The sequence below is a fragment of the Enterococcus sp. MSG3299 genome (assembly GCF_050555765.1).
Lineage (GTDB): Bacteria > Bacillota > Bacilli > Lactobacillales > Enterococcaceae > Enterococcus > Enterococcus faecalis.
In genome coordinates, this window is sequence record NZ_CP187869.1 from 2,267,695 (window position 1) to 2,283,409 (window position 15,715).

The window sequence follows — 15,715 nt, forward strand, 5'->3', positions numbered from 1 at the left end:
CTATTATCGATAGATAGAATCTAAATATTCATCCATATCATCTTCGTTTACATCAATCATTTGATCCATTGTTTCCTTATGCGCACATAGAAAAGCAACAAATCCATCGATCTTTTTCTTTGACTGGTTTTTACTTGGTACTTTACGACCTTGAAAATCCATTTTGACAACCACATTTAAAGCGCAATACAAAAATAAAGGATTATCAAACATAATCCTTTGCTCATAAAATAATCGCTCGGCATCTTCAAGCGGCGAGTTCAATACTCTTGCGTACTGATCAACTTGCACACATTCCAAGCCTAAATTTTCTAATTTTTCAACTAATCGGTCACTCATCGCTGGATCATAATTGACTTGTTGAACATCATAAAAATCCATACAATCTTCAATAAAATGAAATATTTGTTCTTGGTCAATTAACTTACCATCACAAAATTCAACAAATCCTTGTTCTGCTAATTCAGAATACGGCACATTATCTTCCTTTTCTCGAAAATCAATATTTTCACTAGGAATAAAATATAATTGTTTTACTTTGAGTATCGCTTTTCCTTCGGCATCCCATGTAGGAAAATTTAATGATACGCAAGTTAAATCTCGGCTTTTAGATAAGTCCAAACCAATCCAACATGGCTCACCACTTAAGTTTCCTAATTCATTTGTGGGAACCAAACACGGTTCCACTTGATCTTGTTCAAAGAAATTATCTGCACCATTCACAAACACATCTAAATGCTTCGTTAAAAATTCAGCTTTCGAGTGAGCGGAACGTTGCGCAGTTTTAAAGGCTGATTCTAAAGCAGACAAATCAACAGATATTCCCCAGTTAGGATTGCACATTTCCCAAACTTTTCTATCTGTCCAATCGTATCCCTTATTTGGTTCATAAATCAAAACAAAGTTTGAATCATTATCATCGCGCTTCAAGACTTCTTTTGCTTCTTTATAAACACGAATACCAACCGAACTACTTCCTTTACCAGCTGTAGAAATATTAAACATTAACGGTTGTGGCAATGAAATTTGTGCAGATTTAAAGTTATCGTACTGCTCCATTTTCTCTTGTTTATGCAGCTCATCGTTTAAAACAAAATATGGATTGGAACCTTCTATGTTATCAATGTTTTTTGTCTGAACAATAAACTTATTTGTATAAGCCATATCTCCATGTAAATAGTCATACGTAATACTTGAAACGGTGCCTTTTGGACCTTTAAATATTTTAGTCCCATCTAATAGCACTGGATTATTTAGGATAGTAGCGGCAAAAGGCTTAGCAGCATACTGGGCTTGAGCAAAATCAGAAGCACATGCATAGCAATCGACAGATAAGGCACCTTCGCCATACATAGCATATCCCAACGCCCCTACGGCTATTAATGTTTTCCCATTTTTCTTTGGTATTTGTACGTATGCCTCACGAGTAACACGGACTACTTGCCCTTTTTCATTTTCTTTTACCCAACCATAAATCCAAGAATAAATGAATTTTTCCCATGACTCTAAAAGAAATGGTTTACCTACCATATCGCCTTTTGTATGAACAATAAAAGATTCTACCCAGTCCATCATTTCATTTGCACGATCAACATCAAACCAAATATCTTTTCGTTTCTTCCATCGATACCAACGATCTATTGCTAAACGAACCGTTTTCGGATATTTCTTAGGATGTTTTCGAACTTCTTTCGCAAATAAATCAGCATAATTTACACCAGGTTCAATCATGTTTCATTCCCTGCCTTTTTACGCCATTTTTTCCGATGTTCTGCCAATTCATCTACAGGCTTTTCTTCTGGCCGTTTCATTTCTTCATCTGCTCTAGCTGTTGAACCTCCAGTAATTTGTCTGCCTGTTTTTGACTTATTGGTCAATCCTAATAAATCTAATGCTTTCATTTTTTTATCGGCCCAAACTTCGACTTGTTGCGCTAGTGGATGCTTGCTATTGTTGGTAGCTCCAGCCTTGTTTGTTGTTTTTTGGGTTTCGGGAAATCCTTTTTCTTTCCACAGCATGTATTTGTATTGGTAAACTTCAAAAATATCCAAGTATGATTCAATCAATGGATCAAGAGTAATAGTGTATAAATCAGACTTGCGCATAATTTCTAAAATTCGCGTTTTTTCGTGATTAACTTTTTCATCAATAATCGCTTTTCGTTGCGCTTTTGTGGTCATTTTTTATACACCCCCCTTTTATTTTTAAAATTTTTGACCTAACGACACGCGTGACTGCCCCCTACCCTATCCCCCGACAAAAATTTTGAATCAAATTTGATAGGGGGGCTTCATTTTTTTAAAATTTTTAATTGAGTTGGATAATTACATTTCGGACATTTTAAACCTTCCAACAATTTGTGTGTTTTTATTTCCCATTTACATTTAGGATTGATACACCAATGCTTTGTTAACTGCTGTTTCATATTTACTTCCTCCTAAAATAAGATGGAAAAACTTTTTTCTCATCTGCTTCATTTTCTTCAATCACATGACACTTCGGACACAACAAACGAATATTGTTTGGATCAAGCTTGAGCATTTCGTTCTTCTTGATTGGAATCACATGATGCCGATGTGCTTGCCTTCCAAATACAAAACGGCCACATCTTTGACAGCAACCACCTTCTCTTTCATAGACAAAGTCAGCGACATCTTGCCATGCTTTTGTTCGATAAAATGATTTGTTGTCATGATGATAAGCATTGATTTGCTTTTTCTTTTTTCTTGACTTCCTAGCATGTTCTGAACAATAAGCTCCTTTTTCTGTTGTATTAGAGCAACCTTCAAACTGACAATAGCGCATTATTCAGATTCTTTAATAACATTGAGAATGTCACCTTTTGCACGTGCAGCACTTGGAATCTCAATACCTTTTCGTTTTGCATATTCACGCAATTCTTTTACATTCATTTCTTCTAATACAACAGATTCATCATCAGACGGAACAAGCTCATCTTGTTCTTCATCATCAGCAGCACTTGCAGTTGTTAATAATCGTTCGCCTTTAATTCCATCAGTATCAATCGTTACATTCCCAACAGTAATTGGTAAACCACCAACATATAAATCAGCTTCTTTACTTAGCATTGATTCAGGATTTTCAGTAACTTCAAAATCTGGGTCTTGGCCTTTAGGAACAAACACATTTCTTTTTTCTTCGGTATCCCAATACTCTGAACCAAATGCTGAACTTCTAATTAATACACGCATTGTTTATCTCCTTTCAAAATGAAAACTCTACTACACTTAAAACAAAAAGGACTGCATATAAATGCAGCCCTCGTGAAAGATAGTAGCGCCAATTTGTTTGTCCGAACATTCATTGACGATCTATATTATTTAAGCAGCTTATGCCACTTACTGGAACAATAGGACTCGAACCTATACTAACGGTTTTGGAGACCGCTGCTCTACCGATTAAGCTATGCTCCATTAACTCTCGCAAACCTGTAGAAAAAAGAGAGAGGAAATTCACCTCACTTCTTTAGTTTTATAATTGGTGGTTTGCGAGAGAATCTAAATGAGATCACAAGTGACTAAACGAAGAAAGTAGAATTTTTTTACTTCCTTGTAATCTCAAATCAAAAAAATAAGTAGGCAATCGTTCCGTTTAAATTTTGTGTAAGTGTGTCGCATTTCTTATTTTTTTGACACTATCATAATAACTCGTTTCAAAGGTATATGAAGTGTAGATAAAGTGTATAAAAGAGGTATAAAAAGTGTAATAAATGGCTACTTAAAAGCAACCAGTTCCAGTGCCGAAGCAAATTGAACAATAATCATATTAGATTCTTGTTTCACTGATTCTTCACTGATACAGTTTCGTTGTGCCGCTAGATAGATTGGATTGCCGTTGATATAGCGATCATAGAAGATTCTTTTTCTTCTCTCCGTTACATCTGGTTTGTGCGGATGCTGAATCGCAGAATAACCTCTAACAAAAAGCTTATGAAGGTAATCAAACTCTTCTTGGGCTTCTTCTTTCTGGATTAACATTTGCTCGGCTTCAAAAGCGTTATTGGCCGTTGATGGTGGAACCAAAGAGAATGAAGCTGTTACTTTTGGTTCCCTCGGCTGGCCAACACGACATCTAGCAGCAAGATAGGCAGACAGGAATACACTGACGTTATGTTTAGTTTGCTCCATATCTACGTCCTTTGCATCTGGTGTTTCATATTTCTTTACGTCAAAAAGTACCATCCTTTGATTCCCCCTATGGTATAATATTCGTGTCGAGAATATTACCCACGGTCGGAGGAATCCGGCTTTTTTTATTGGCAGCTTTCTTTACTCATGATAAAATATTTTTATTGTGACCAATGTTTGGGGGAAAGTAACCTCACATATCACAAGCTACCAATTTTCTGGTAAAATATTCTTCTTAGTCAACCAGTGGTCGGTTGGCTTTTTTATATTACTCTATCTAAAATATTTTTGTTAAGGTTTCTTTATATTTACATTTTGTAACCGACATTACTAACATTTCATGTTACTCTTAAATAGTGACAGAAAGTAGGTGTTCGTATGAATACTAATTTTTATCCCGTCAAAGTTTATAGCTTGAACTATCGACTGTATTCTTCCCGTATTAAAGCAAATCTACCGCAAAAAGTTACTCCTCTCAATTTTTTGATTCCACATTTTTACGCCGTATTAAATTTAAAAGAACTAAGAAACATTGAACTATGTTTATCGATATTAGATATTGACATTGAAAAATTCAGTACCCTCGTTCAAGCAAACGACAGGTGCAATGAACTAATGTACAATTGATTTAAACAGCCATTCGTGGCTGTTTTTTTGTTGTAATCGGTCTACCATACTTTAAAATTTTCAAAGAACCAGCATCATCTGCCATTGATTGACCCATTTCATAGTGATGCTTATCAAGTTCAGCTTCTATTTTTGAATAATATGGCTCTGAATACTCAACATAAACGCCATCGACTTGTCGTCCTAAAATATAAACTTCTGGATAACTCATACACAGGAACCTCCTAAATATAGCCCTAATCCCAAAATAAACGAGCATGAAAGGAAATAAACGAAGTCACTGCTTGTTATGTCATTGCCATACACGAAATGGCTCACGGTTGCTTTTGCTACAAGAATCATTATTGCAATGCCACTGAATTTATTTATTACTCTTTTCCAGTTGCGTTTCATCGCTGTCCCTCCTATGGATATACATTTATTGCTTTGCCATAACAAGTAGAATCATATGCTTGATAAGTTGATTGCCACTTATCATTCATATCAATTTTTTTACCGCATTTTACACACCTGACATTCCCATCTTCGCTATATCCGTTTGCGATTAGCCACTTTTTGAATAGCTTATTTTTTTGGCGTTTATTCAACATGATTCCTCCATTTCGTTAAATCCGCAAACTAATGAGTTCATGTTCCAAATGCCGCCGCCTTCAAGTGCAAATTTTCTTTTGTTTTTCTCAGGAAATTCAAGAATCAACCCTTTTCCTAATACTGATTTCACTACTAAGAATTGATTAGTATATTCGGGAATTGCTGTACCAATATACTTCACTTTGTCACCTTGTTTAATATTCATTCCGATTACCTCCTAAATCAAGCCGCCATCAATTAACAATACTTCGCCGTTTGCTTCAAGATTTTCTAACTGATTGAAAGCTTCTTCTGCGCCCAATTCTCCGCCATCTTCAATATGACTTTTAGCAAGCATTTTGAACGCTTCGTATTTATCAATTGTTTTCATATCATCGAAAAATTCTTTTTCGTCTTCTACTTCGCAAACAATATCCTTGTAAAGTTTTAAACATTGTTTTTCATCTTTAGCAGCGATTAATGCAAAATAAGGTTCTTTAATTTCGTAAAATTTCATGTGTTTTTCCTCCTCAGTTTTCACTCTAAATAAACGACCTTCACCAGAAAACTCATGCGAATTTCCAAATTCATCTACTATAACAAACGAATTTTCTAGATAATCAATTGAATCTACTTCAAACCACACAGGATAGCCAACGGACATATCATGCATCCATACTTCTATTTTTGGAATCATCTTCTTAACTCGCTTTCTTACAAACTCACTGGCTCTTTTTTATAACCAGCATCAATCAAAATGCTTTCAATCACATAAAGGTCCGTTTTCTGCTTCAAACTAGCCTTAAAATTTTTGGCAATATTTCTAGCTGTTTCTAAAGAAACAACTTCATATGTTTTAGCCAATGCATCCGCAATTATTGCGGATGTTGGCGTATAATAAATCTCAAGCAAAATGAACACTCACTTTCTACGAGATTATTCTTCGATTTCTTCTTCATCATCTTCAACTGTCTTTTCAGGGAAAATGATGTTCTCTTTGTTTTTGCTCCAAGAATCTGCAAACGGTGCAAAATGTTGGCGTGCAAGTTCAACTTGGTTGATTAGATTTTCAACTGAAACATCATGATCAGCTGCAATTTCTTCTAGCGCTTCCCCTTCATCGATTCGATGCAACACGCCACGAACGTTGATTGTTACTGATTCTGGCCATTCGATAGTCGTTGCTTTTTTGATGAATTCGTCAATGGTTTCTTTCGATACTTGCACAGCAACTTCTTCGACTTCTTGCACATCATCGCCCATTTCTAAAGAAGTTTGTTCTTCTTTTAGAACTTCAACTGTTCCATCGTTATTTACAACGTATTCGACATTTGGTTTATTTGTCTGTTTGTTTACTGGCACCTTATACTCTACAGTTTCTGGTTCAATAGTCGTTGATACTGTTTTGCCTAAAAATTCGTTTAAACTTTCATATTTTCCTTTTAATGAAGCGTTGCTAACCACTAATAGCACTTCGATATTTCCGTTTGATTTAGATGTCACTTTTTTCACTTCTGGTCTAAAATTTACTTGTTTTGTCATTTTATTTTCCTACTTTCTTTGGTATTATTTTTTTAGAGGTGACTACTGATGCGAACAAATAAAAATCCTGTTAGAACCATAAAAGATTTTCTTATAGCTATTAAAAATAATGAATTTAAAGCTGACCGACAAGATTCTAGAGGGCTACCATATGCCGAAGTACTACCAGAAGATAGTACAGCCGCCATTGTACAAGCTATCGACAACAAATTCGTAGTGGGAGTTGAATATGAGATTATAGATACTATTTATCAAATTTTGAGATTAGAAGATCCCATGCTAACACCTAGTGGTGAAGAATATTTGAGAAAACAGAAATTCTTCTATAATCATCCCACTGCAGAAAAAACTTTTATTGGATTCATTAGTTCAATAGTTTCTGCGATTGTTTCTGCAATTGTTACTCTTCTAGTTACTCATTTTTTTAATCAATAATTAGTTGCATCTTTCCATTCGTAATCGAAATTATCGGTTATGAATGGTCTTTTTTCGTTTAAAGGCTTAGTCACGCCTTGTGTGATCACTTTAAAATCTCTAGCACGAACAACAATCGCTTCAACTGGATGACCATATCTAAGGGCAAATAGACGAAAACGAAGCTTAACGGATTGGTCAATACCATACACGCCAAAAGAGTTTTTAATATCAATGACATGTCTCCAACTCCCATCTAAGTTTTTTATGATGAAATCAGGTGAATAAGCTATCGCCGAAATTTTGCCTATACCATCCGCAGTTGGTGTAAGTTCGGTTAGTTTAAAACGCGGATGAACTTCAAAAGGTAACCCACAATTTTTGACAAACTTTGTATAAAAGTTAGCTTCCTTCTGGCTATCAAATGTGTAACCATCAATCGTGACTTTATTTCCTCGCTTATTCAGGGCTGTTGGTGATTGCATTGTTTTAACTCCCTTTCCTTGGTCGCAGTTTCCGCTCGAACTGCTTTTCCATCTTTGTTGCATTCTGGGCATGGAATAGGTGTTGCATAATTAAATCTGTCTTTTCCCCAAATCACACGCTGATCTTGACATCTAACACACTTCATTCTCATTTAGCCCCTTTCATCCAAGCTTGGTTATCTTTTGTTGCTTTTTCAATTGGTTCCTTTTTAAAATCTACTTTGGTAGATTTTGCTGTATACCTATTCGGTTTTTCTGGCATTATGATGGCTTCCTTTACTTCTGAAACAGTTCCGCCAGATACGATTGTTGCAATAGCTGCTGTCTCTTTTTGCTCAAATAGCACAGCATCTTTTAAATTGGCTACTGGTCGACCATCTTTGCCAAGATAAGCTGAAATTTTCACTACATACGGCATTGAATGATTCCCCTTTCTATCGATTTGTTTTTAAGGCTTTAAAATGCGTTTTAAGCCTTTTTTCTTTCTTTACATCTATTTATATTCGCTTGATTGTAAAACTGTTATACGCTGAATATATTCGCTAAAAATAACATTTCAGATGCCTGCTACTCGTTTGTCTGATGTTCCTTCAATTTTCATTACAAAACCTTGTGAATTACTCATGATGCGAGAAAGGATTCTCTCCCCATAAGCTTGGCTCATTTCTTTACCTGTTAAGTTCGTTGTAAACACTGTTGCTTTATTCTGCCGAGCTTCTACAATGCGATTCAAGGTGTCGTTATTGAAGTTAGTACTTTTATTCCTATCATCAATTTGTTTAACTCCCAACTCGGCTCCTAAATCGTCCAGAACTACTAAATCTGCGCTTTTGATTTCTGCCATCAAACTACCTGTTATTTCTTTTCTGGCTTGCTCATCATTCATCGCAAATTTTAGCTGTTCTAAGAGTTCCGCATAGCTAATGAACAGACAACGTTTATCATAGTTTGATTTCTCCAACACTTCCCAAGCCGTTGACATAGCTAAATGACTTTTACCAACACCGCTTTTTCCTGAAAGAATCATATGAATTGGTTTATTCAAAAGAATTTCAGTCGTGGCTTGATTGGCAATTTCAAAAGCAAGCTTAGTTTCTGTGTCTACTGTTTTGTAAGTTTTAAACCGACAATTAATTAAATTTTTGTCGGTATAAAGAGAGCTGTACTTCAAGTAATTAATCGCTCTAGCTTTCAAACTATCGTTAAACATTTTCTCTGTTTCGAGGTCTTCTGCTTTTTTGCGTGCTTTATAGCCACATTCCATGCACGTTGGCGGACATCTATCGGACCCATCTTTATTTTTGGCACGCCACGCATAAAGATTTCCTCCGCACTCTGGACATGGATCAGGTGTGATATAAAGCAACGTTTTAATCATTTTTGAAAATCCATCTGATGCTGACTGCATTCTTTCACTTCCTAAAATCCAAGATCATCGTAATCCGAATGACCTGTGTTTGATTTCTGTTGCTTGGTTGTATTACGTTCTCTTTTTACGGCTAAAGCTTTTACATCATCTAAAGTTTTAACGCCTTCTTGTTCCCAATTTCTCAAAATGCTTTCTGTATATTTGAAATTTCTAGCATTTGATTTTGCGGAAATTTTTAAAGCTTCACTTACTAATTCAGTTGATAAATCATTACACCAGTACTCTAAATTTTGAGTAGTGACCGAATTTAGCATTCCGAAAATTGATTGATAAAGTTGAAAAACTGACTGCTGCTCTTCTACTACTACAACATTCTTTTCATTCTTTTCATTCTTTTCATTCTTGTTTGTGTGCACTTGTTGTTCACTTGTTGTTCGTTTGATGTTCACTTGATGTTCACTTGCTTGATAATCATCCCAGTTATTTATTGATATGACGCTGTATTTCGTAGTTGATTTGATGTTCAACATTCCTTCTTTTTCAAATCGTTTTAACCATCTCCATACAGAACCGCTGTTCACTTGATGTTCACGTTTGACACCTTTATTCATCTCAAACGTTATTGCGTCGCGCCCTGTGACGAATTCTCCGCTGTTCAACCATATTTCTTTTCCATTAAAAAGAAATTTTCTGTTTTCGTGGCTAGCTTTCATCAAACACAAGTTCCACAATTTGTACATGTAAGGATTAGTCCATACGAATGAATCCATTACCTTACGATACAATTTGACGTAACCAGCATTCATTCGTTATGCACCTCCTATAAATCGTCCATACTGGTAAAATTTGTAATTTTGTTGTGTCCTCTACAATATTCACAAATTCCACAACTAACTGGTGCTTCCTCACCATTTTTAACTCGCACAACATGCTCGATGTTTTCTTTTAATTCTTCTAATTCGTAAATCATTTTTTCTTCACTAAGAGTGATGAGTTTTGCTTCACTAGGTGTTTGTTTCGAAACAGCTGCAATGAGAGGAAGAAAATTTTTGTCATATTGTTGCCGAAGCAGTTCGCAATAAACAGCCATTTGCAACACGTAACCGAAGCGTTCAATAAAATTTGCTTTTCTGTTTAAACGTTCATCCCACTTTTTCTCGTGTATATCTTTGGTTGTTTTGATGTCTACAAAGTACTTTTCTTCTAAATTTAAACAATCAATTTTCCCTTTCCACATTGCACCGCCGATTTCACCTGTGACGATCACTTCTTTTTCGCCTTGATAAATATTTAAAAAGGCTTCTTCTTGTTTTAATCTTTCAATCATCTGCTCGGCAATTTGGAAATCTTTCAGTAGCCCAAACGGCTTTCTTGAAGAAAACATCTTGCTTTTGTTTTCTTTTTTAAATGCTTCATGAATTTCTGGTGATTCAAAGTAAGAATGAACATAATTACCAACTAGTAATGCTTTAGGATCGTTTTCTGGTGTCCATTCGCCTTTTAACTTGGCAAGAGCTGCAGCTTCACATTCAAGAAATTTTTTATATTGAGAGACAGACATATAAGCTAGGTCCGCTTCTTGTGAATAATAATTTTCATCAGAAAGGATAATCGTCTTCTTCAATCGTTGAGACATCAGCTTCACTCTCTTTCTGATTGGTTTCATAACCAGCCATCACATCTAAAGTTTCCTGAACTGGTTCTTCTAAAATTTGTTCAGCCGTTTTCGTTAAATCTTCTTTTTCAATTGGGTTTGCTTGTTCAATATCGTTTTCTTGCTCAATAACTTTTTTATTGTTGGCAAATAATTTTTCTTCAAGTGCTATTGCTGTATCTGCAACTGGTTCTGCTTCCTTACGTCTGTTTTCATCATATTCGTATTCTGTTGTTCTATTAATCGCATCTGTCAGTAAATCACTATCATCGCTTGTATTGATAAATGTTTTAGCGGCTCGATTGATTACTGTACGTTTAGCCATTTCTCCTGGAAAATCATTTTGAACATTTTTTGTTTTCGCTTTGCTCCAAGATTTGTCAATTTCTTTTTTTGTCATAACGGTATAAACACGTTCGCCATCGTTTTTTTCAATTACTGCAAAAGCACCAATAATTTCATTGTCTTGATTTGCGAAGTCTGGCTCAAATTCTTTAACGACTGTTCTGCCTTTTTCACTGCCAATCCTAAACACATCACCTTTGTGAACAACTTCCGCCCAAATATCTTTAACATTTGATAAACGTTTCAAAACGGCTTGTGTTCCAAAATATGATCGTTGCATTTGTAACTCTTTTCCATAAACAACAAAATAACATTGGGTTTTTGCTGGACTTAGGCCTTGAACAACCATATCTAATAAAGTGTTAGCAACAGATTCTTTTGTAACAACTTCTAAAGCAGGTCTTTTATTTCGATCTTGTACTTTTTGAATTGCAAACCATGCTGATTTTAGAGCATTCGATGCATTGTAATTAGCTGGCAATTGTAACCCATCCTGCTCTAAACCTTTAATTCTGTTAGAAACTGCATCAGTAACGTCTTTTTGTAAAATAATTTCCCCCATCATTGATTCTCCTCTTCTTCGTCATATTCCCATGTTGGCTCTAATGCTTCTTTTTCTTCTAGCGGCTCTTGTCTAGCTCCTAATGAATCAAATTCAGGCATTTTCACCACTCCCAAAATATTTTCGTTTTGTTTTCTTCAAGTTCAACGTGATCAAATCCTTCTGTTTCTAATTGAGATAAAAACGTTGATGTAAGACCTTTACTATTCACTACGCAACTTGTGTTACCATTTGCTGCTGCAGTTCGAATTGATTGAACAATCCTATTTTGAGCATTCGCTAACATTAATTCGTAAACATCATCACTTAAACCTCTTACTTCAATCATTGCAGTTCACCTCTTAAAAATGCAGTTAGTAATTCATCCATAGATTTTTCATTTGCAGCATCTTCGGCTCTTTCTGCTACGCATTCTGGGCAATCACAAGATTCGCTTATGCTTAATTGCTCTTTTAGATCACCTAATAATTTTTGCAAGAGTATAGCTAACCCGATAACTGAACCACAAAACACAGTACTTCCTTGGTCTGTTTCAAAATTTGCGGCACATAGAAGAAGTTCAACATTCTGTGCCTTACATTCTTTTTCAAGTTCAATAATCATTCTTTCAATTTCTTTATTCATGTGGTACACTCTCCTTGAATTTGATATTTGTAATTGACCTACTTTGATGGCCGTCGAAGTGGGTCTTTATTTTTGTTTTTTTATTTCTCGATCTTCTAACGCTAAATCGTAATAGAGCAACCAAACGATAAAAGCTGCTATATAACTGTTTTGGATTAATGGTCCAACATTGCCACCTACTAAAAGCCCCAAGCCAAAAACGATTAGCAATGCCGCTATACGTCTTAAGTGATATATTTTTTTCATATTATTTCCTCCCTAAATTTCGCTTGCCCAAGATTTATCTTTTTTGTGATAGAAGCCATCTGCGACACTCTTCTTTGTCGTAGAACTTCCCTTGCTTACTTACTGATCCATGTGGAAGACCTAGCTTCTCCCATTCCCTTATTGTTGTTGTGGATACATTGAAATATTTTGCAATCTCTGTTTGATTTAAGACTCGCTTATCAACTGCCGTATCTCTTCGTACTTTTTCTATTTCATCTACAATAATTCCATGTACAAAATCTCTTAGAGAAGCTTCATTTTCTGGAGTTAAAATCACTTCCACTTTTACCTATACCTCCTATCTAATATCTAATATTTTTTTGATATTCCGAACTTGCTCTTCTGAACGTCTACGACCATGAAGAATATCTGATAAGTACGGACTTGAAATCCCTAATTGTTTCGCTAACCAAGATTGGTTTTTCCCTGCACGAATTAGTGCTGCTCTTACTTCGATAGCTAAATCTTGTGACATTTAATTACCTCACTTTCTTTTTTTGATATAATTTCCTTATCAGCAAGTGGTCTGCTGAAATAACTGATAAGGTGGTGGATGATATGAATAGAGTTATAATTAATTTCAAGGTAAAAGAAAAACAAGTATTTTATGAAATTGATCAAATTATTTTAGATGGTAAAACGTTTGATCCTGAAACTATTACTGCCTCTGATATAAGAAATGCAAAATCATTAAACCTAAAAGGTGATGGCCAAAATGTTGCAATTCAAACAGAAGATATTTTGTCCTTCCAATTTTTAGCTGATTAAAATTTAGCAAGCATACGTGCTAATAATAATTGAACTAGCGCTTGAGTCATCTCTAAATCAGCAGGTATTCTCTTGCTAAAATGAGATAGTTGCCGGTCAATTAATTCATCGATTTTTTGAACTTGCGATTGCCCCTTGTTATTCACAGTAACTTGGGGCTTATTTTTGATTTTATCCATTCCCTTCACTCCCTTTCATCTCTAATTTGTAAGCTAAAAAATTAGCTAATTCAATAAAATTCGTTGACACTTTCTAACACATATTGTAAAATGAACCCATAGCTAAATAAGACTTTAAAAGCCTTCTAAAACAATACTTTTACCGTTCCCCAACGATTTTCAAGTTTTGTTTATAGGTTTTATTTGAGAACTTATTAGCTAATAAATTAGCTTACGTGATTATATTACTAACAAATATTGTAAATGTCAAACATTTTTACTAACTTTTTTTGTAAATAACGCGTAACTAGAAGGAGAATGCTTTCATATGAACCTTTTGGAACGTATAAAAAAACTAGCAAAAGATAGAGATGTGTCTATTTATCAGCTTGAAGAAGAAATAAATATTGGACGAAATACTATTTATCAATGGAATAAGCGAACACCTTCTTCGGATAAACTTGAAGCTGTAGCCAATTATTTTAATGTTTCTGTTGATTATTTATTAGGTCGTACTGAAAATCCAAACCAAGCTGGTGCTAAACCATCTGACGATTTAAATGATGTACTGGATAACGTCATGAGTTTTGACGGTGAACCACTTGATGATCATGACAGAGAAGTTATTCGTGCATATTTAAAGGGTAGATTCGGGAAATAAGTCAAAGGTTGTGCTTATATGAAAAGTATCAAAGAGTTGGTAGAAGAATATAATGTGGAGTTAGTTTTTACTACTTTGAACAAACGCGCATGTTTCGACCCTACCTACGGTATCATATTTGTAAATCAAAATTTAACACCATCAGAACAAGAAGAAGCAATATATCACGAGTTAAAGCACGTAAAAGACCATGTGGATATAATGGAATTGTATAAAATTCCTGTTTTTCGTTCTAAGATGGAATCCGAAGCAGAACAATATATGTTTAGAAGCTTAATCGAAAAATATGAAGGACAATACAATTACTCAAATGTTATAGCTCATTACAACTTAAAAATGGGACAAGAAATTTATTTGAAATAAAAAAAGTCCGTGCTGGGAACACGGACTAAAGAATATTTTTTTCTTTTATAAACTGTATAGCTTCATCATCCAACTGAAAAAAATGTATATACTCACCATCGCTTAAATCAACAATAGGATACCCTGCCAATAAATGAACTAATATTTCTTTTGTGATATTTGGTGTATTATCAAAAACGGAACACATAGTTTCGACATTAGGACTGCCCCAGATATCATTAATTTCTTTTATTGGAACTAATTCGGAAGGAGTTGTCATTTTATCACCTCATGAAAAAAAATTATAGAGTTAACAGATTACCTGAAGAAACTAAACAACAATTAGTCGAAAGTGTAGAAGCCTTAATCTTGGATTCTGAAGCATACGATAACGGAATGTTTAATATGATAAAACGTTCTTCTGCCACTTTGAGAATGTTATTTTACGATTCTCGAACTTCTCATAGCTTGATAAATCAAATAGAAAGTAAAAAATCACTCAAAATGTATAGTTTTATTGATTATCCAATCAAACAAGAAATCTTTTACGGTAGTATTTATTGTGCCAGATTTTTAGCACAACCACCCAAGGTTGGATACTACGATACATTTTTATTTAATCCACTAAAAAAAAGACATATCGAACTTTCTTTTGATGATTGGTGGAATGGGACAATTTTTAGAGTTGGGAAAAATAGTGACTTTTCAAGAGGTAAAATCATTATCACTTTAGCAAATCAAGATGGCGGTGCTCACTTTGATCCTACAATCGATAGTAATTACAGTTCATTGATTAAAGGAACTACTGGCTTTCAGATTCCACCACAATCAAATAATCACATATTTTTAGGAGGGTCTCCTGATTATAATAATCAGCCAGTTCAATTCACAGACATACACTTAGCGATTATGAGGCAAATAGTACATGAAGCTATTCTTTCGTTAATTAAAAACTTCTCCCTAAAAATGCATTACAACCCAAATTTCGAATATAACTGGAACAGAAAAATAAATCCTATTGCTTTTCATTTTAGCGCATCAAGAAACGACTAACATCAAAATTGGATGACCTCTTCATAGGCCAATTATAACATAATTTCTACTATAAATCCCCCTCTCTGGTGAGTTCTAGCGTGTTCGATTCATGCTAGGGGCTTTAAAATTTAATAAGGAGGTGCT

General features: G+C 34.8%; 30 protein-coding genes and 1 tRNA gene. 5 read left to right on the plus strand and 26 right to left on the minus strand.

Annotation, left to right across the window (positions count from 1 at the left end; genetic code table 11):
* Nucleotides 1-3: 3 nt before the first annotated feature.
* The 13 genes from IGL23_RS11020 to IGL23_RS11080 form a co-directional block, all read right to left on the minus strand.
* The gene (locus tag IGL23_RS11020; protein ID WP_099434269.1) at nt 4-1,731 is read right to left on the minus strand and encodes a terminase large subunit; all 1,728 of its coding nucleotides are present in this window, start codon (nt 1,729-1,731) and stop codon (nt 4-6) included.
* Nucleotides 1,728-2,180, minus strand: coding sequence for a P27 family phage terminase small subunit (locus IGL23_RS11025; RefSeq protein ID WP_002365107.1), 453 nt, complete (start codon nt 2,178-2,180; stop codon nt 1,728-1,730). Before IGL23_RS11025 ends, IGL23_RS11020 begins: the two co-directional genes overlap by 4 nt.
* A 110-nt stretch (nt 2,181-2,290) precedes the next feature.
* Complete coding sequence (locus IGL23_RS11030; RefSeq protein WP_263864580.1) at nt 2,291-2,425, minus strand: hypothetical protein; 135 nt, start codon at nt 2,423-2,425, stop codon at nt 2,291-2,293.
* Between the two features lie 2 nt (nt 2,426-2,427).
* The gene (locus IGL23_RS11035; RefSeq protein ID WP_010782959.1) at nt 2,428-2,805 is read right to left on the minus strand and encodes an HNH endonuclease; all 378 of its coding nucleotides are present in this window, start codon (nt 2,803-2,805) and stop codon (nt 2,428-2,430) included.
* Complete coding sequence (locus tag IGL23_RS11040; RefSeq protein ID WP_114679411.1) at nt 2,805-3,212, minus strand: hypothetical protein; 408 nt, start codon at nt 3,210-3,212, stop codon at nt 2,805-2,807. Before IGL23_RS11040 ends, IGL23_RS11035 begins: the two co-directional genes overlap by 1 nt.
* A 150-nt stretch (nt 3,213-3,362) precedes the next feature.
* Nucleotides 3,363-3,434, minus strand: a tRNA-Trp gene (locus tag IGL23_RS11045).
* 300 nt (nt 3,435-3,734) lie between these two features.
* Entirely contained in the window at nt 3,735-4,202 is a 468-nt protein-coding gene (locus IGL23_RS11050; protein WP_002367269.1) for an ArpU family phage packaging/lysis transcriptional regulator, read from the minus strand.
* A 574-nt stretch (nt 4,203-4,776) separates the two neighbouring features.
* Entirely contained in the window at nt 4,777-4,986 is a 210-nt protein-coding gene (locus tag IGL23_RS11055; RefSeq protein ID WP_137273874.1) for a hypothetical protein, read from the minus strand.
* 193 nt (nt 4,987-5,179) lie between these two features.
* On the minus strand, nt 5,180-5,362 hold the full coding sequence (locus tag IGL23_RS11060) for a hypothetical protein (RefSeq protein ID WP_137273876.1): 183 nt from the start codon (nt 5,360-5,362) through the stop codon (nt 5,180-5,182).
* Entirely contained in the window at nt 5,359-5,571 is a 213-nt protein-coding gene (locus IGL23_RS11065; protein WP_170965501.1) for a hypothetical protein, read from the minus strand. Before IGL23_RS11065 ends, IGL23_RS11060 begins: the two co-directional genes overlap by 4 nt.
* Nucleotides 5,572-5,583: 12 nt before the next feature.
* Complete coding sequence (locus IGL23_RS11070) at nt 5,584-6,042, minus strand: hypothetical protein (protein ID WP_137273878.1); 459 nt, start codon at nt 6,040-6,042, stop codon at nt 5,584-5,586.
* Nucleotides 6,043-6,059: 17 nt separating this feature from the next.
* Nucleotides 6,060-6,266, minus strand: coding sequence for a hypothetical protein (locus IGL23_RS11075; protein ID WP_101008769.1), 207 nt, complete (start codon nt 6,264-6,266; stop codon nt 6,060-6,062).
* Nucleotides 6,267-6,281: 15 nt separating this feature from the next.
* On the minus strand, nt 6,282-6,887 hold the full coding sequence (locus IGL23_RS11080) for a hypothetical protein (protein WP_002405946.1): 606 nt from the start codon (nt 6,885-6,887) through the stop codon (nt 6,282-6,284).
* A 48-nt stretch (nt 6,888-6,935) separates the two neighbouring features.
* Between IGL23_RS11080 and IGL23_RS11085 the strand changes: the two genes are divergently transcribed.
* Nucleotides 6,936-7,322 carry a hypothetical protein gene (locus tag IGL23_RS11085; RefSeq protein ID WP_101008770.1) on the plus strand — a complete coding sequence of 129 codons (387 nt, stop codon included), beginning with the start codon at nt 6,936-6,938 and terminating at the stop codon, nt 7,320-7,322.
* Here IGL23_RS11085 and IGL23_RS11090 read toward each other — a convergent pair.
* The 11 genes from IGL23_RS11090 to IGL23_RS11140 form a co-directional block, all read right to left on the minus strand.
* Nucleotides 7,316-7,786, minus strand: a complete 471-nt coding sequence (locus tag IGL23_RS11090) for a DUF1064 domain-containing protein (RefSeq protein ID WP_002365121.1) — start codon at nt 7,784-7,786, stop codon at nt 7,316-7,318. The genes IGL23_RS11085 and IGL23_RS11090 overlap by 7 nt on opposite strands.
* Nucleotides 7,787-7,934: 148 nt before the next feature.
* Nucleotides 7,935-8,204, minus strand: a complete 270-nt coding sequence (locus IGL23_RS11095; RefSeq protein ID WP_002365122.1) for a hypothetical protein — start codon at nt 8,202-8,204, stop codon at nt 7,935-7,937.
* A gap of 138 nt (nt 8,205-8,342) precedes the next feature.
* Nucleotides 8,343-9,194: an ATP-binding protein gene (locus tag IGL23_RS11100; RefSeq protein WP_010717375.1), complete on the minus strand. Its 852-nt coding sequence runs from the start codon at nt 9,192-9,194 to the stop codon at nt 8,343-8,345.
* 11 nt (nt 9,195-9,205) lie between these two features.
* A complete protein-coding gene (locus tag IGL23_RS11105) occupies nt 9,206-9,961 on the minus strand; it encodes a DnaD domain-containing protein (RefSeq protein ID WP_010717376.1) in 756 nt (251 codons plus the stop codon).
* Between the two features lie 14 nt (nt 9,962-9,975).
* A complete protein-coding gene (locus IGL23_RS11110) occupies nt 9,976-10,791 on the minus strand; it encodes a PD-(D/E)XK nuclease-like domain-containing protein (RefSeq protein ID WP_002367279.1) in 816 nt (271 codons plus the stop codon).
* A complete protein-coding gene (locus IGL23_RS11115) occupies nt 10,754-11,719 on the minus strand; it encodes a recombinase RecT (RefSeq protein ID WP_010717378.1) in 966 nt (321 codons plus the stop codon). The genes IGL23_RS11110 and IGL23_RS11115 overlap by 38 nt, the downstream gene beginning before the upstream one ends.
* Nucleotides 11,720-11,819: 100 nt before the next feature.
* Entirely contained in the window at nt 11,820-12,044 is a 225-nt protein-coding gene (locus IGL23_RS11120; protein WP_002367281.1) for a hypothetical protein, read from the minus strand.
* Nucleotides 12,041-12,340, minus strand: coding sequence for a hypothetical protein (locus IGL23_RS11125; protein WP_010717380.1), 300 nt, complete (start codon nt 12,338-12,340; stop codon nt 12,041-12,043). Before IGL23_RS11125 ends, IGL23_RS11120 begins: the two co-directional genes overlap by 4 nt.
* Before the next feature lie 66 nt (nt 12,341-12,406).
* Complete coding sequence (locus tag IGL23_RS11130; protein ID WP_002367283.1) at nt 12,407-12,586, minus strand: hypothetical protein; 180 nt, start codon at nt 12,584-12,586, stop codon at nt 12,407-12,409.
* A 34-nt stretch (nt 12,587-12,620) separates the two neighbouring features.
* Entirely contained in the window at nt 12,621-12,890 is a 270-nt protein-coding gene (locus IGL23_RS11135) for a hypothetical protein (protein WP_002367284.1), read from the minus strand.
* A 15-nt stretch (nt 12,891-12,905) separates the two neighbouring features.
* Nucleotides 12,906-13,082, minus strand: a complete 177-nt coding sequence (locus IGL23_RS11140; protein ID WP_002367285.1) for a helix-turn-helix domain-containing protein — start codon at nt 13,080-13,082, stop codon at nt 12,906-12,908.
* A gap of 83 nt (nt 13,083-13,165) precedes the next feature.
* Here IGL23_RS11140 and IGL23_RS11145 point away from each other — a divergent pair, with 83 nt between their 5' ends.
* Entirely contained in the window at nt 13,166-13,375 is a 210-nt protein-coding gene (locus IGL23_RS11145; RefSeq protein WP_010717381.1) for a hypothetical protein, read from the plus strand.
* On the opposite strand, the gene IGL23_RS11150 is transcribed toward IGL23_RS11145, so the two are convergent.
* On the minus strand, nt 13,372-13,554 hold the full coding sequence (locus tag IGL23_RS11150; protein WP_010707138.1) for a hypothetical protein: 183 nt from the start codon (nt 13,552-13,554) through the stop codon (nt 13,372-13,374). The genes IGL23_RS11145 and IGL23_RS11150 overlap by 4 nt on opposite strands.
* A gap of 307 nt (nt 13,555-13,861) precedes the next feature.
* On the opposite strand from IGL23_RS11150, the gene IGL23_RS11155 reads away from it, so the two are divergent.
* Together IGL23_RS11155 and IGL23_RS11160 are read left to right on the plus strand one after the other, a co-directional pair.
* Nucleotides 13,862-14,194: a helix-turn-helix domain-containing protein gene (locus tag IGL23_RS11155; RefSeq protein ID WP_002367288.1), complete on the plus strand. Its 333-nt coding sequence runs from the start codon at nt 13,862-13,864 to the stop codon at nt 14,192-14,194.
* Nucleotides 14,195-14,212: 18 nt separating this feature from the next.
* The gene (locus IGL23_RS11160; protein ID WP_002367289.1) at nt 14,213-14,557 is read left to right on the plus strand and encodes an ImmA/IrrE family metallo-endopeptidase; all 345 of its coding nucleotides are present in this window, start codon (nt 14,213-14,215) and stop codon (nt 14,555-14,557) included.
* Nucleotides 14,558-14,582: 25 nt separating this feature from the next.
* Here IGL23_RS11160 and IGL23_RS11165 read toward each other — a convergent pair whose 3' ends face one another.
* Nucleotides 14,583-14,816: a hypothetical protein gene (locus IGL23_RS11165; protein ID WP_002367290.1), complete on the minus strand. Its 234-nt coding sequence runs from the start codon at nt 14,814-14,816 to the stop codon at nt 14,583-14,585.
* 11 nt (nt 14,817-14,827) lie between these two features.
* Here IGL23_RS11165 and IGL23_RS11170 point away from each other — a divergent pair, with 11 nt between their 5' ends.
* Nucleotides 14,828-15,589 carry a hypothetical protein gene (locus IGL23_RS11170; protein WP_002367291.1) on the plus strand — a complete coding sequence of 254 codons (762 nt, stop codon included), beginning with the start codon at nt 14,828-14,830 and terminating at the stop codon, nt 15,587-15,589.
* The last annotated feature ends 126 nt before the right edge of the window (nt 15,590-15,715 follow it).

What these genes read in the sequence shown, in the direction of transcription:
- IGL23_RS11155 (WP_002367288.1), top strand. Translation starts at nt 13,862, where the DNA reads ATGAACCTTTTGGAACGTATAAAAAAACTAGCAAAAGATAGAGATGTG.
- IGL23_RS11040 (WP_114679411.1), bottom strand. Translation starts at nt 3,212, where the DNA reads ATGCGTGTATTAATTAGAAGTTCAGCATTTGGTTCAGAGTATTGGGAT.
- IGL23_RS11100 (WP_010717375.1), bottom strand. Translation starts at nt 9,194, where the DNA reads ATGCAGTCAGCATCAGATGGATTTTCAAAAATGATTAAAACGTTGCTT.
- IGL23_RS11090 (WP_002365121.1), bottom strand. Translation starts at nt 7,786, where the DNA reads ATGCAATCACCAACAGCCCTGAATAAGCGAGGAAATAAAGTCACGATT.
- IGL23_RS11110 (WP_002367279.1), bottom strand. Translation starts at nt 10,791, where the DNA reads ATGTCTCAACGATTGAAGAAGACGATTATCCTTTCTGATGAAAATTAT.
- IGL23_RS11140 (WP_002367285.1), bottom strand. Translation starts at nt 13,082, where the DNA reads ATGTCACAAGATTTAGCTATCGAAGTAAGAGCAGCACTAATTCGTGCA.
- IGL23_RS11035 (WP_010782959.1), bottom strand. Translation starts at nt 2,805, where the DNA reads ATGCGCTATTGTCAGTTTGAAGGTTGCTCTAATACAACAGAAAAAGGA.
- IGL23_RS11125 (WP_010717380.1), bottom strand. Translation starts at nt 12,340, where the DNA reads ATGAATAAAGAAATTGAAAGAATGATTATTGAACTTGAAAAAGAATGT.
- IGL23_RS11080 (WP_002405946.1), bottom strand. Translation starts at nt 6,887, where the DNA reads ATGACAAAACAAGTAAATTTTAGACCAGAAGTGAAAAAAGTGACATCT.
- IGL23_RS11145 (WP_010717381.1), top strand. Translation starts at nt 13,166, where the DNA reads ATGAATAGAGTTATAATTAATTTCAAGGTAAAAGAAAAACAAGTATTT.
- IGL23_RS11150 (WP_010707138.1), bottom strand. Translation starts at nt 13,554, where the DNA reads ATGGATAAAATCAAAAATAAGCCCCAAGTTACTGTGAATAACAAGGGG.
- IGL23_RS11030 (WP_263864580.1), bottom strand. Translation starts at nt 2,425, where the DNA reads ATGAAACAGCAGTTAACAAAGCATTGGTGTATCAATCCTAAATGTAAA.
- IGL23_RS11020 (WP_099434269.1), bottom strand. Translation starts at nt 1,731, where the DNA reads ATGATTGAACCTGGTGTAAATTATGCTGATTTATTTGCGAAAGAAGTT.
- IGL23_RS11070 (WP_137273878.1), bottom strand. Translation starts at nt 6,042, where the DNA reads ATGATTCCAAAAATAGAAGTATGGATGCATGATATGTCCGTTGGCTAT.
- IGL23_RS11120 (WP_002367281.1), bottom strand. Translation starts at nt 12,044, where the DNA reads ATGATTGAAGTAAGAGGTTTAAGTGATGATGTTTACGAATTAATGTTA.
- IGL23_RS11165 (WP_002367290.1), bottom strand. Translation starts at nt 14,816, where the DNA reads ATGACAACTCCTTCCGAATTAGTTCCAATAAAAGAAATTAATGATATC.
- IGL23_RS11050 (WP_002367269.1), bottom strand. Translation starts at nt 4,202, where the DNA reads ATGGTACTTTTTGACGTAAAGAAATATGAAACACCAGATGCAAAGGAC.
- IGL23_RS11055 (WP_137273874.1), bottom strand. Translation starts at nt 4,986, where the DNA reads ATGAGTTATCCAGAAGTTTATATTTTAGGACGACAAGTCGATGGCGTT.
- IGL23_RS11130 (WP_002367283.1), bottom strand. Translation starts at nt 12,586, where the DNA reads ATGAAAAAAATATATCACTTAAGACGTATAGCGGCATTGCTAATCGTT.
- IGL23_RS11085 (WP_101008770.1), top strand. Translation starts at nt 6,936, where the DNA reads ATGCGAACAAATAAAAATCCTGTTAGAACCATAAAAGATTTTCTTATA.
- IGL23_RS11160 (WP_002367289.1), top strand. Translation starts at nt 14,213, where the DNA reads ATGAAAAGTATCAAAGAGTTGGTAGAAGAATATAATGTGGAGTTAGTT.
- IGL23_RS11105 (WP_010717376.1), bottom strand. Translation starts at nt 9,961, where the DNA reads ATGAATGCTGGTTACGTCAAATTGTATCGTAAGGTAATGGATTCATTC.
- IGL23_RS11065 (WP_170965501.1), bottom strand. Translation starts at nt 5,571, where the DNA reads ATGAATATTAAACAAGGTGACAAAGTGAAGTATATTGGTACAGCAATT.
- IGL23_RS11095 (WP_002365122.1), bottom strand. Translation starts at nt 8,204, where the DNA reads ATGCCGTATGTAGTGAAAATTTCAGCTTATCTTGGCAAAGATGGTCGA.
- IGL23_RS11115 (WP_010717378.1), bottom strand. Translation starts at nt 11,719, where the DNA reads ATGATGGGGGAAATTATTTTACAAAAAGACGTTACTGATGCAGTTTCT.
- IGL23_RS11025 (WP_002365107.1), bottom strand. Translation starts at nt 2,180, where the DNA reads ATGACCACAAAAGCGCAACGAAAAGCGATTATTGATGAAAAAGTTAAT.
- IGL23_RS11170 (WP_002367291.1), top strand. Translation starts at nt 14,828, where the DNA reads ATGAAAAAAAATTATAGAGTTAACAGATTACCTGAAGAAACTAAACAA.